Below are 12,633 nucleotides of genomic sequence, written 5' to 3'. Positions count from 1 at the left end.
AAGCCTTCCAAAACCCTTCATTTTTAATATTTCTTTTTACTATTTCTGCTACAATCTACAAAAAACTACCAAAAGAGTACATATGCTCATAGATGGACATGGCCGAAAAGTTGATTATCTACGCATATCATTGACAGAGCGGTGCAATTTTCGCTGTCAATACTGCATGCCAGAAAAGCCTTTTTCATGGGTACCTAAAGAAAACCTTCTTAGTTTTGAAGATCTTTTTAAATTTGTAAAAGCAGCAATTGATCAGGGCATTACAAAGATTCGTCTTACTGGGGGTGAACCAACACTCAGGGCAGATCTAGATAAATTTATCAAAATGATCTATGACTATAAGCCAGATATTGATCTAGCGATGACTACAAATGGCTATCTGCTCAAAGATATAGCCAAAGACCTCAAAGCAGCTGGACTCAAGCGCCTCAATATCTCTCTCGATTCACTCAAACCAGAAACTGCCCGCCTCATTGCCGGCAAAGATGTGCTTGAAAATGTATTAACTGGTATTGATGCAGCGTTAGATGCTGGTCTAAAGGTCAAAATAAATATGGTTCCTCTCAAGGGTGTCAATGACAGTGAAATAGTCGATATTTTAGAGTACTGTAAAGAGCGTGGAATGCAGGTACGCTTCATTGAATATATGGAAAATGTCCATGCCCACAGTCAGCTCAAAGGGATGCATGGCAAGGAGATACTAGAAAAGATCAAAGAAAAATATGCAATCGAAAAGATTGGGCGCCAGGGAAGCAGCCCAGCCTTTTTGTACAGACTCGCTGATGAAGAGTATACTTTTGGACTTATAGATCCCCACAAACACGATTTTTGTGAAAGCTGCAACCGCATCCGCCTCACTGCAGAAGGCTATCTTATTCCATGTCTTTATTTTGATGAAGCAATGAGTATCAAAGATGCAGTGCAAGAGGGTGATATAGATAGAGCTGTAGAGATCCTCAAAGAGGTTCTTGCTAATAAACCAAAAGAGAATCGCTGGAGTGAAGAGAACAGCGAAGTCTCTAGTCGTGCCTTCTATGAAACAGGAGGATGATGTGATCTATCTTGTGGAGCATTTTTACTCTATTCAAGGTGAAGGCAAATTTGTAGGTACACCCAGCATATTTTTTCGCTTTGGCGGATGCAATCTCAAGTGTCCTAGTTTTGGTGAGTATTTTGTCAAGGGCAAGAAGGTCTTTGGGTGCGATAGTATTCACGCTGTCAACAAAGAGTTGTTCCACAAAGATTGGCAGCAAATTAGAAATGTGCAAGAGCTTATAGATATTTTGCAAGAGCATACACAATATCTTGATTTCAAACCACACGTAGTGCTCACAGGTGGTGAGCCGCTTCTCTATTGGAAAGATGAAATATTTTATACATTCATCGAATATTTGGTAGATGAGGGATATATCGTTACGATAGAGACAAATGCTACTATTTTAATCGATTTTGATAACTTTCCAGCCTATAAAGATGTGATATTTGCAATGGCAGTGAAGCTCTCAAATAGTGGCGAGAGATATGAAAAACGCGTCAATAAAGAGGCAATTGCCACAATTGTCACTCATACCGCATATAGCTTTTTCAAGTTTACTCTCAGCCGCAATCTCATAGAGATGCGCGCATATGAAGAGATTGTAGATATAGCGGGGAACTATCCGGAAGTAGAGGTGTTTTGCATGCCTTTGGGAGATAAGGTAGAAATACTGCGAAAACACGATAAAGCTGTAGCTGAGTTTTGCTTGCTGTATGGATTTATCTATAGTGATAGATTGCAAGTGAGACTTTGGAATAGAGAAAAGATGAGGTAGCTATGCTGATTAGAAAACTTTACAAATTTGAAAATGCTCATATTGTGCGAAATTGTACAACTAGAAGATGTAGCGAATCGATACACGGACATTCATATAAAGTAGAGCTTATTTTTGCTTCAGGCCATCTTGATCGCGGACAGATGGTGTATGATTTTGGTCTTACAAAACTTACCATCAAAGAGCTTATCGATTCATTTGATCATGCGATAACTTTGTGGAGTGGGGATGATCCAGAGTATCTGGCTGCTATGAAGCGATGGAGTAGAAGATGGGTGGAGCTGCCGGTGAGTCCCAGTGCAGAGCAGTATGCACGTGTAATACTTTTGATGGTTGATTTGGTGCTCCAAAATACTGTCACAGTAAATGAAGAGAAAGATGTTATAATAAAAGAGGTCATTGTGCATGAGACAGAGACCGGATATGCTAGAGCTTCACGAGAAGATGCTTTTAATGAAAAGATGGGAAAGATAGCACTAGAACTGATTAAATTTTCCGATGGTGTCAAAGAGGAGTGGAGTGATAGGCATATGTGGGAGAAGCTCTTGCACGGTGATAAGATCATAAATCCAAAAAAAATATAAGAAGGAGTCTTCATGAAAAGACTAGGATTGATTTCAGTAGTTGCAGCAACACTACTCTTTGTAGGATGTGGTAATAAAGAGGAGCATAAAGCCAAAGCCCAAAGCCAGCAAAGTGCTGTAGAGAAGAAAGTTGAAGCGCCAAAACCTGCTCCGGCAGCCAAGCAGCAAGCTCCAAAAGCAGAAGCGCCAAAAGCAGAGGCTGCTGCACAAAGTGCATCTTCAGCAGCAGAGCAAGCAAGTGAAGCTACACACAATGTAGCGCAAAAAGCCAAAGAAACCGTAGAGCAGATCAAAGAAAAAGCGACTGAAAGTGCTAAAGAAGTTGTAAAATCTGCAACTGAAGCACTTCCAGGTGCAAAACCGGCTCAAGCAGCAGCGGCAGCTGCAGGTGCAACTGCTGCAAAAGAGGCTGCGACAAAAGCCGAGCCAAAAGCTGCAGCTGCACCAGCAGCAGACAAAGGCAAAGAGCTCTATACTAAATGTGCTTCATGCCACGGACAAAAAGGTAATCTCAAAGCTTTAGGCAAATCTGGTATTATTGCTGGTATGAGCAAAGATGAGCTCATCAAAAAGCTCAAAGGCTACAAAGCTGGCACTCTCAACCAATACGGTATGGGAGCATTGATGAAAGGCCAGGTAGCAGGCCTCAGTGATGCAGATATTGAAGCTCTTGCAGTTTATATCTCTACTTTAAAGTAATTACCCGCTAAAGAGCTCATACATCTTGCTTGCAGTAAAATTCGCAAGCGGGATGAAGAGCACCTCTTTGCTAATTTGTGACGCATCCTTTTTTGTGATAATAAACCCATCCATCAAGCTTGCTGGCCTTACCATTCCGGGTCCTCTTTTTTCTAAGGGGTAGAAGGTTGCTCCATCAAAAGTTCCAGGTATAATGGTATTGCGACCTGGTTTGAGTGTGAGCTTGTGAGCAATTACTGTTTTGATAGGTTTGATATAAGGATCTTTGCGTCCACTGAGGCGATTGATCAAGAAGCGACCAAAAAGCTCAAAGTTCAAGATTGCAGCCAGAGGATTGCCTGGAAGATTGAGCACATATGTATCACCAATTTTGCCAAGTGTCGTAGGCTTGCCAGGTTTTATATCAATTTTGCTAAAGAGGACCTGCATTCCCATATCTTTGAAAGCCTCTTTGGTAAAGTCTGCTTCACCTACACTTACTCCACCACTTGTGATAATAATATCTGCATCTTTTGCATTAGCGATAGCCTCTTTGATCGTTTGTGGATTATCTTCAATTTTTCCAATAAAAGTCACCTCACAGCCAAGCTCTTTGCAGCGTGCGAGAAGGGATGGAGTATTGGAGTTGAAAATCTGCGCATTTTGCAAAGATTCATAGTGCATTTTAAGCTCATGTCCTGTGGCAAATATCGCTACACGTAGCGGACGATAGACTTCGATATAGGAGTATCCTTGGCTAGCAAGAAGGCCGATTTTGTAACTTGAGAGATACTCTCCCCTTTCAATAATTGTCTGCCCAGCTTTGATATCTTCACCTCGCAAGCGCATATTAGCCTGAGGAGTGATTTTGGAGGGGAGTTTGACACTTTCACCTACAAACTCCACATCTTCTATTGGTACTACTGCTTCACAGCCTTCTGGGATCTTGGCACCCGTCATGATCTTGACTGCGTTTCCTGGTGTTACGCTTAGTTGTGCACTGCTGCCAGCCAAGATAGTGCCAATTACTTTAACCCCTTTTCCTGCATCCTCAAGCCTCACTGCAAAACCATCCATTGCAGAATTGTTAAAACTTGGCAGATCAATATTTGCTCGATACTCTTGGGCACTAATGCGACCGAGGGCTTCTTCTATGCAGAGCGTCTCTCTTGCTCTAGTAGTATGAATATTTTCAATGAGTTGCAAAGCTTCTGTGACAGCTATTGCCATTCTCTATCCTTTGGTATAATTGAGTTTCTAAAGATTGTAGCATAACTTTGAAAGGATCGCTTTTGCAAACACTTTTTGTAGCCTCTGAGCACACCCATATGGCAAGCGCAATCTTGCTCATTCTCTCGCAACTTGCTTACTTTATAATTGCCAAAGAGCAAAACTTCATCAAGTTTTCTATAAAACTTGGAAATCTCTTGCTTATGCAAAATATAATCATAGGGATTGTTCTTTTTACCGGACTCTTGATGATGGCTGTAACGAAGTTTGAGGTATGGAATATTGCAATAGGCGCAATGATTTTTGTCATGATCGGTGTTATAGTCCATCAGATTCTGATCAACAAAAAGCGTAAACCCATCAAAAGTGATGAAGTAGTTGCACAACAAGTATATAAAAAATGGGTGGCTAAGGTGTATGGTGCTGAAGTAGTAGCAGAGATAGTTGTCATTTTACTAGCCTTTTTAGTCTGATGCAGTTTGTTTACCATCCAGAAGCTGGCCAAGAGTTTTTGCATATTGAGGGTGAGGTATATAACTATATTTTCAAAGTGCGCCGCCATTGTAAAGGCAAAGAGCTAGCTCTTCGCAATATGCACGATGGATATATCTACTTTTACAAAATTGACCAGGTAAGCAGACGCGATGCTTTGTTAACACTTGTTCACAAAGAGTATAAAGAGGTTATTCCCAAGCGCTATTTACATATTTTGTGGTGTGTGATTGATCCCAAAAGCATAGAAAAGACGCTTCCATCTCTCAACGAAATTGGTGTGAGCAAGATTAGTTTTGTCTATTGTGACCGCAGTCAAAAAAACTTCAAACTCCGCCTTGAAAAACTCCAAAAAATCCTCATCAACTCATCCCAGCAGTGTGGTAGAAGCCGCTTAATGGAGTTGGAGATTATGGAAAATTTTAGTGAGGCTATGCGTCAATATCCGGATGTAGTATGTATCGACTTTAGTGAAGAAAAGTTACAATGTTCCGATAATATAGAGAGAGTCTTTATAGGTCCGGAAGGGGGATTTAGCAAGGAGGAGAGAGCGCAAATGCAACGAATTGTAGGTTTAGATACACCAACAATTTTAAGAAGTGAAACGGCTGCAGTGGCAGTGGCGAGTAAAGTGATGGTATGAGACTAATATTTTTACTTATTTCATTCGTATCTATCTTAGATGCAACAACTCTTGTCGTAGATGATGATAACTCCTGCAATGGAGCACAATATAGCACGATTGAAGATGCAGTTAAGCATGCTCAAGATGGCGATACGATAAAAATCTGCCCTGGCACATATATTATAAATTCTGCTAAAGGGATTATTAAAATCAATAAAAATAATTTAACACTAATCTCTTCTACGAAAAACCCTAATGATGTAAGGATAAAGAGTGATAAATTCAAATTGATTGAAATCGGTAAAGATAGACACGATATCACAGTGGCCTATTTGACTTTGAGGCACTCCAATAGCGATGATGTAGCCGCTATCCATGCTATAGATAAGTGTAAAAATATTGCTTTGCGAAATCTTGACATTCAAAGTGAAGGTTTTGGCATAGTTTTTAATAAGGAAACCAGCGGTATAAAGATTGAGAATATGAAAATTTTCAGTGATGATCCGGCAATAAAATTCAATGACAAAGCTATAGATATCCAGATAAAGCAAGCAGATATAACCGTAAAAAGCAATAAGGGCATAGTTTTTGCAAAACCCGAGGAAGATATCCAAATCTTTGATATCAATCTCGATGTTGCCGATACAGGGATATATTTGGCCGGTGATAGTGCCAATAAAGCCAAGTTTACAATAAAGAATGTAGCTGTGAAACTTCATGGCGATAACAGTGCTGCTATTACTTGGAAAAAAGACAAAGAGATTGGAAGTTTATATGTCGAAAATCTTAGTATCGATGCTGCCGATAGAGGTGTGGGGATTTGGAGCAAAGGAAAAATTAAAGGCGATTTCTCTCTGCTTGGCAGCCAGATACGCAACTGCAAACACGAAGCGGTCTATATTAAAGAGATCGAAGGTGAGGTCAAGATCGTTGATAACATTATCGACAAGGCGATAAATTGGGGAATATATTTTGAAAAATTGAAGAAAAAGGGTGAGATTAAAAGAAATATCATCAAAAATGTCAATCACAAAGCTTGGAATGTTGGTATTCAACTTTTAAAACAAGATGAAGAAAAGGATTTGGGCTTTCAAATAGATCATAATTGTTTTTACAATAATGCTATACATTTCAAAAACTATGATACCAAGGCTAAATTCGATGATGGAAAAGAGGGAAACTACTGGGATGATTGGAGTGGAAAAGGAAGTTACACGATTGATAAGTATGGCGTTGACCATCATCCTTTAAAAAGTTGCCCTTTAGTTCCAAAACCAGTGGGTGATTGGCATTTTGATGAGTGCGAATTATCTGGTAATGAAAGGGAAATAGAAGACTACTCTTCATTGCAAAATAACGGCACACCTCTCAATGGAGCCAATACATCTAAGGGAAAAGTTTGCAGGGCATTGGAGCTCGATGGTATGGATGACTATGTAGAAATAAAGAATAAAAATGAATATGATGATACCAAAAAGCTTACAATTATGGCTTGGATTTATCCTACCCAACTTCGTCAAGATAATAAAAACAATGCAAGAGGTGTGATTTCAAAACGAAAAAATTATAATAGTGAAAATGCATATGGAGTCTTTTTTTGGAATGATCAAGGAATGAAAGATAACGATGGAGATGGAGAAGCTGATGAGGCAAAACTTTATATAGATATTGATGGGAGTAATAATCGTTTTGCAACAAATAGATATATATTAAAAAACCATTGGACACATGTAGCAATAGTTTTCGACGGAACTCAGCCAAAAGAAAAAAGAGTTAAAGTGTACATTAATGGTGAACTTGACAAGACAGCAGCAGAATCGAGTGATTATTTGAAGCATTTTGATTCCAATCTCTATATTGGTAATTTATATTCTGGCAACACATATAAAGTTTTTAAAGGAGAGATTGACGAAGTTAAAATATGGAAAGGTGCTTTAAATGATGATGAAATAAAAAATATTTTTGATAATGAAAAAGAGGGTAAAAATTATGACGGAAGTGAGAGGAATTGTATAAAATGTGGATGTCAAATATCTTCTAATGTAACTATTACCCCTTTAGAGTTTGAAGGTGGTCATATGACCATTCAAGATACTACAACAAATCCTCATTGGACACATGTGGATTTCAATAAATCTTTCAGTAGTGTTCCTGTAGTTTTTGTTGTTGCAGAAAAAAATGGAAGCCATCCAGCTGCTCCAAGGATAAAAAATGTGACAAAAGCAGGTTTTGATATTATTATGGCAGAGCCGCAAGGAGAAGATGGACCACATTATGCGCAAAATGTTAGCTACCTCGCTGTCAACAAAGGTATCCATAAAATTGGTAACACCTATATACAAGTGGGAACCATAACTACAAAAAAGTATCAGCAGCATTCATCAGGTAAAAATTATCTGGATGTAGATGAGTGGGAAAAAGTAGATACAATTTTTTCTGGTTGTAAACCTGTAGTAGTTGGAACTATTCAGACATTAAACAATGAAATAGGATTGGATAGATATCGACAAGGAACCATAATACGTTCAATCCCATTTTTGACTACAGCTATTGATGTTAATAGTAGTGGTATCTATCTTTCACTTGAGAGAAGTGAAACGCATGAGAGCAGTTATAAAAAAGATGGTGAAATAGTAAAAGAAGAAACCATCGGCTATATGCTCGCTCCCCCTAATATTCAAGATAGTATAGTAGATGATTATAACAATACTGTACTTTTTGAGACTATGAGAATAGAGAACTATTTTGTAGGTTGGGATGATAGCTGTAAGGTTGTCAACTTCGTCAATCACTATAATACAACTCCGCTCATCGCGGCAAATAAAAATTCTAAAAATGGAATAGATGGAGGGTGGTTGAGAAGATGTGTACTCAATAGCTCACAGGTAGGTTTTCGAATAGATGAAGATGGATCAGGCTATTCCAAAAAAAGCTATTATTTTAAATCAAGTTATCAAGATACAGAAAGGCATCACATACCAGAAACAGGTGGGATATTTGTCTTTTCAAGGAACTTTGTTATTAGAGAAGAACAAAATCAAATAAAAGCATATAAATTTGATGCTTGGGATACATTTAGAGATTTCAATGATAGAAATATTTCTACAAAAATAGTCAATCAGCCATTTTCATTAACAATTGCTTCTCTTAATGAACAGGGAGAGAGTTTACAAGAATTTAATGGAACAGTATGCGCACAAATTGTCGATGCAAACAATATGGAACAAAACTATACATCTTGGCAGAAGATAAAATTTATAGAGGCAAATAGTTCTCAATGGCAAAATATAATAGTAGCTAGAGCAGTTAAAGAAGCAAAAGTGAAAATAGCATGGAAAAAGGGTGTAAATGAATCTTGTCCATTAAATAGTGAAGATAACCAGACTCTCTCAACTGATAATTTTGCAATACGTCCAGAGAGGTTTACAATAGAGCTCAATGAGACTGCTCCTATTAGGGCAGATGAGGAATTCCAGATAACTTTCAAAGCAGTAGAGTTTAATGCAATAAGTGCTGTAAAAGATTATAATGAAACGAAAAACAGTTCATTTATTGTAGAAGCAAATGAAACAAAACCGGGTTGTATCTTTGGTGATCTAGATCTTGAAGATTTTAATTTTAGCAATGGATTAGCACAAACCAATGCTACATATAATGAAGTGGGTGAGATAAATATAACTATTCGTGAAAAAGATATCTGTACACAAAAATTTGCTTATGTAGATTGTAAAGATAAAAATATTTCAAACATATGGAATAGTGATAAAAATCTCACTATCCAAAAAGCTCTCCTCACACATCGATTTATCCCCCACCATTTTGAAATCAACGCTACTTCCAAAGATCACAATGGTATATTTACCTACTATTCCAATGATTTACATATGTCAGCGCTCTTAGAGGGCAACATCACTGCTAAAAATGCAGAAAATGAAACGACTGAAAATTACAATGCATTATGTTATGCGCATGATTTAGGTATCACTTTTGAGCATACACCTTTGGCCGGTGTAAAGGAGTTTATTTATATTTTGCAAGATGCAAAAGAGCAAAATCAATCACGAGGAAGCATTGATGCCAATGCGTCACTGCAATTGAGTTATGATAAATCCAATTTTACACAAGATAATAATGGCTCTACTAGATTTGCTCTATGGTTTAACTTTGACAAAAACTACTCAAAGCCCGTCAACCCACAAGAAGTGACTATTACAAAGATACATGTTGGTGATGGTGATGCAAATGGATTGCAAGAAGATGTAGAGAGTGCTCTACATTTTCGCTACGGAAGGATCATAACCCAAGATCTTTTGACACATAAGAGTGAAGACAATACTACAAGCTATATTATCTACTATGATGATACCAACAGCTCGGCTGAGCAGATTGTGCCAAAATGGCGTAAAAACATCGATCACAGTATTGTAACAGATGGGAAAATCAAACATATTTATCCAAAAGCTAATTTTTCTATGCAGAGTGGGAATCTAGTGCTCAATACAAGTACAACGTTTCATCAAGCTCTTTATACAATAAAAGTACAAAATACCAATAGCATCAAAGATGCGATGCTCCATATTGATATCCCTAGCTGGCTCTGGTTCTCTTATAGTGATGAAAACTACTCGATTGATGCTACGAGTACTTGTGCACAGCATCCATGTATCGAATACCACTATCGACCACCAATTGCCAAAACTGTCAAGAGTGGTGAGACAAATGGCACACAATTTGATCAAGGCGTTGCAAAATCTGAACGTGGCGTGAAGGTGTTTCGATGAGACGGAGTTTGACTCTTGTCGAGCTAATATTTTCAATGGTAATCATTGCTATTGCTTTTACTCTTTTTCCAAAAATTTTACAAGTAACTGCTAAAGTCAATAAAAATATTCTCAAAGAGGAGGCTCTCTCAAACGAAATTGCTCTTGTGGGACTTATTCGCACATTAGCTTGGGATGAGCACAATACGCACTATGATGATATTTTGGATGTGCAAAATGGTGCAAATGCATATCAGTGTGGAGTATTTGCCAAAATTTACCGCCAAGGTGGTTTTGTAGGATCACGCAACTGTGAGCACCACATCAACGCTTCTGTAATTGGTAGCGATGGAGGTGATAGCTTGCCTGATGATATTGATGATTTTCATGGTGTCGCAATCACAAGCTCAAATTTCAATAATACTCGCACCTACCGTATGCATATACAGGTACACTATGTCAAAGATTTTGCTCCACAGCAGCAAGTAACTCTTAGCAAAACATATCAAAGTACATCGTCTAATGTGAAACTGATTGAGATCAATGCAACTCCTATGCAAAAGCAGGAGATTTTGGGGCAAAACATTGCCACGCTTTACTACTACGCGTCCAATATCGGACAACTGCAGATCAAGAGAATGCCATGGAAAAAGTAACAAGGCGCGCATTTACACTCATTGAGATTGTAGTTGTCGTAGTCATTATTGCAATTTTGAGTGTCGCTTCATACAAAGCCATGCAAGCTATTATCGTGAGAAGCTTCAAGGCTAAAGAGATGACAAGACTCTCTCTTGAATCCCAAATCGCTCTTGATATCATATCTTCATATATGCAAGATCGCATTCCAGCTTCTGTGATCGGCTATGATCCAGCTAGTGGTAATTTCGCATATATTGACGAGATCCCCTCCACTGAGCGCTATCCAGTGCTTGAGTGGCTCGCATTTGATGAGCTCAATCGCAAAATGGGAAAATATATTCCTTTTGTAGATATGGTAGCCTCTTTAGCCAATAGCGACTATACTCTTGAGACTACTATAAGTTTGAGTGGTGGAGCAGATTACGGACTTGTCTTTGCCAAAAGCTTTGATAGAGCAACTACTAGTAATCCAGATGCTTTTGGATGGCATGGCAGACAGAGCCAAGATGTGTATGATGTAGCCTTTGGTCAGGATAAGATTACCATCACAGACAGTATCAAGCCACAATGGATCTATGAGAAGTACTATCTTGTCAAAACTGCATATGCGATTGCTAGAGGAGCCGATATCAAGCAAGATGCTGGGTGTATACAAGATCTCAATATCAGCGATATCAATAATACGCTCTTGCTTTTTTATGACTACAGGCCATGGAAATCTGAGACATTTTGCGCAGACCCACATGGCAACGCTCAAGGAAAAGTCACAGTATTAGCAAGAGATATCAGTGGATTTGAAGTAAGCGATGTCAACCAAACGATGCGTATTTATCTTGATGTTTCAAAAAAATTTAGAGGCACAGATGTAGGTGTGCACTTTGGGAAGATGAAGGTGGTGTTTTGAGAAGTGGATTCAATCTCCTCATGGCAATATTTATACTGCTACTGCTTGCAGGCCTATCTGTCGTAACGCTGCAGTATGCGAAGATCAAAGCGCACCATTATGCAGATAATTATGTCAAAGAGCAGGCCAAGCTTTTCGCTCAAAGTGCGCTGGAAGCTGCGATTTTGCATATACATGGAGTCAAAAGAGATGGCAAATGCGTCGCACCCTTTAGTTTCAAAGATCCAAAAAACCGCTATGAGGCAAATGTGTCAGTACTCTACTACTATATCAGTGATAAAAATGCAAGTGATATAGATCCAAGCGACCCAACATGCCAAAACAGAGTGAGAATTATTCAGACTCCAGAATCCAACGGATATGTGGTAATTGATCTTGTGGTGCATAGTATTAATGGCAATACAGCACCTGTGAGGATCCACAAAAGGAGCTTGCAAAGACCATGAGACGTGCTTTGAGTGTTATAGAACTTATCTTTGTCATGATAGTGATAGGGATCCTAGCAACTATTGCTATAAATAGTTTTAAGACCCATAACCTTCAAAATGATGCAAATTTTATTTATCTTAAAATGATGGAAGCTAAATATCAAGGACTTGCCTATGATAAGAGTGGTCTGACGAAGCCTGATGGCATAGGATGTATAGATTTAGGAGAGCAGAGTCTTAAAAAAATGGCACAAAAAGAGCACTACCAGATAAAAAGCGCTCTGCAAAACAGTATCGATACTCTTTGCTTCGATAGTTTCGGTCGTCCGCACAAAGATGACAATCTCACCCAAGAGTCTTCACTTATTACACAAGCGCAAAAGATCTTGCAACTCACATACAAAAACCAAAAAGCCTCATTCATGCTCTATCCCAAGAGCGGATATCTCTATGTTATAATAAGTCATACTAATTAATGAGGG

Annotated in this window: 12 protein-coding genes; 11 read left to right on the top strand and 1 reads right to left on the bottom strand. The window is 38.5% G+C overall.

The features are described from left to right. Positions 1–82: 82 nt before the first annotated feature. From moaA to JG734_RS07990, 4 genes are read left to right on the top strand one after another with little or no spacing between them, the layout of a single operon-like run. Complete coding sequence (gene moaA / locus JG734_RS08005; protein ID WP_201332769.1) at positions 83–1,051, top strand: GTP 3',8-cyclase MoaA; 969 nt, start codon at positions 83–85, stop codon at positions 1,049–1,051. Beyond that, positions 999–1,811, top strand: coding sequence for a 7-carboxy-7-deazaguanine synthase QueE (locus tag JG734_RS08000; RefSeq protein ID WP_236586843.1), 813 nt, complete (start codon positions 999–1,001; stop codon positions 1,809–1,811). The genes moaA and JG734_RS08000 overlap by 53 nt, the downstream gene beginning before the upstream one ends. 2 nt (positions 1,812–1,813) lie before the next feature. Then, positions 1,814–2,395, top strand: a complete 582-nt coding sequence (locus JG734_RS07995) for a 6-carboxytetrahydropterin synthase (RefSeq protein WP_201332768.1) — start codon at positions 1,814–1,816, stop codon at positions 2,393–2,395. A 12-nt stretch (positions 2,396–2,407) separates the two neighbouring features. After that, the gene (locus JG734_RS07990; RefSeq protein WP_201332767.1) at positions 2,408–3,094 is read left to right on the top strand and encodes a c-type cytochrome; all 687 of its coding nucleotides are present in this window, start codon (positions 2,408–2,410) and stop codon (positions 3,092–3,094) included. On the opposite strand, the gene glp is transcribed toward JG734_RS07990, so the two are convergent. Beyond that, the gene (gene glp / locus JG734_RS07985; protein ID WP_201332766.1) at positions 3,095–4,303 is read right to left on the bottom strand and encodes a gephyrin-like molybdotransferase Glp; all 1,209 of its coding nucleotides are present in this window, start codon (positions 4,301–4,303) and stop codon (positions 3,095–3,097) included. A 62-nt stretch (positions 4,304–4,365) separates the two neighbouring features. Between glp and JG734_RS07980 the strand changes: the two genes are divergently transcribed. The 7 genes from JG734_RS07980 to JG734_RS07950 are packed head-to-tail and all read left to right on the top strand — an operon-like array spanning position 4,366 to position 12,627. Beyond that, positions 4,366–4,776, top strand: a complete 411-nt coding sequence (locus tag JG734_RS07980; protein WP_201332765.1) for a hypothetical protein — start codon at positions 4,366–4,368, stop codon at positions 4,774–4,776. Further along, positions 4,776–5,438 carry a 16S rRNA (uracil(1498)-N(3))-methyltransferase gene (locus JG734_RS07975; RefSeq protein WP_201332764.1) on the top strand — a complete coding sequence of 221 codons (663 nt, stop codon included), beginning with the start codon at positions 4,776–4,778 and terminating at the stop codon, positions 5,436–5,438. Before JG734_RS07980 ends, JG734_RS07975 begins: the two co-directional genes overlap by 1 nt. Next, positions 5,435–10,201: a LamG domain-containing protein gene (locus tag JG734_RS07970; RefSeq protein ID WP_201332763.1), complete on the top strand. Its 4,767-nt coding sequence runs from the start codon at positions 5,435–5,437 to the stop codon at positions 10,199–10,201. Before JG734_RS07975 ends, JG734_RS07970 begins: the two co-directional genes overlap by 4 nt. After that, positions 10,198–10,836, top strand: a complete 639-nt coding sequence (locus tag JG734_RS07965; RefSeq protein WP_201332762.1) for a hypothetical protein — start codon at positions 10,198–10,200, stop codon at positions 10,834–10,836. Before JG734_RS07970 ends, JG734_RS07965 begins: the two co-directional genes overlap by 4 nt. Continuing rightward, positions 10,824–11,723, top strand: coding sequence for a prepilin-type N-terminal cleavage/methylation domain-containing protein (locus JG734_RS07960; protein WP_201332761.1), 900 nt, complete (start codon positions 10,824–10,826; stop codon positions 11,721–11,723). Before JG734_RS07965 ends, JG734_RS07960 begins: the two co-directional genes overlap by 13 nt. After that, complete coding sequence (locus JG734_RS07955; RefSeq protein ID WP_201332760.1) at positions 11,720–12,169, top strand: hypothetical protein; 450 nt, start codon at positions 11,720–11,722, stop codon at positions 12,167–12,169. The genes JG734_RS07960 and JG734_RS07955 overlap by 4 nt, the downstream gene beginning before the upstream one ends. Next, complete coding sequence (locus JG734_RS07950; protein WP_201332759.1) at positions 12,166–12,627, top strand: type II secretion system protein; 462 nt, start codon at positions 12,166–12,168, stop codon at positions 12,625–12,627. Before JG734_RS07955 ends, JG734_RS07950 begins: the two co-directional genes overlap by 4 nt. Positions 12,628–12,633: the final 6 nt, after the last annotated feature.

Source organism: Nitratiruptor sp. YY09-18 (genome assembly GCF_016593235.1).
Taxonomy (GTDB): Bacteria; Campylobacterota; Campylobacteria; order Campylobacterales; family Nitratiruptoraceae; genus Nitratiruptor.
The sequence above is the reverse complement of the archived record's forward strand: the minus strand, read 5'-3'. Positions and strand labels throughout refer to the sequence as shown.

Bases quoted from the DNA above. Each gene is read 5' to 3' on its own strand.
- moaA (WP_201332769.1), top strand. From the start codon at position 83: ATGCTCATAGATGGACATGGCCGAAAAGTTGATTATCTACGCATATCA.
- JG734_RS07995 (WP_201332768.1), top strand. From the start codon at position 1,814: ATGCTGATTAGAAAACTTTACAAATTTGAAAATGCTCATATTGTGCGA.
- JG734_RS07990 (WP_201332767.1), top strand. From the start codon at position 2,408: ATGAAAAGACTAGGATTGATTTCAGTAGTTGCAGCAACACTACTCTTT.
- glp (WP_201332766.1), bottom strand. From the start codon at position 4,303: ATGGCAATAGCTGTCACAGAAGCTTTGCAACTCATTGAAAATATTCAT.
- JG734_RS07975 (WP_201332764.1), top strand. From the start codon at position 4,776: ATGCAGTTTGTTTACCATCCAGAAGCTGGCCAAGAGTTTTTGCATATT.
- JG734_RS07970 (WP_201332763.1), top strand. From the start codon at position 5,435: ATGAGACTAATATTTTTACTTATTTCATTCGTATCTATCTTAGATGCA.
- JG734_RS07965 (WP_201332762.1), top strand. From the start codon at position 10,198: ATGAGACGGAGTTTGACTCTTGTCGAGCTAATATTTTCAATGGTAATC.
- JG734_RS07960 (WP_201332761.1), top strand. From the start codon at position 10,824: ATGGAAAAAGTAACAAGGCGCGCATTTACACTCATTGAGATTGTAGTT.
- JG734_RS07950 (WP_201332759.1), top strand. From the start codon at position 12,166: ATGAGACGTGCTTTGAGTGTTATAGAACTTATCTTTGTCATGATAGTG.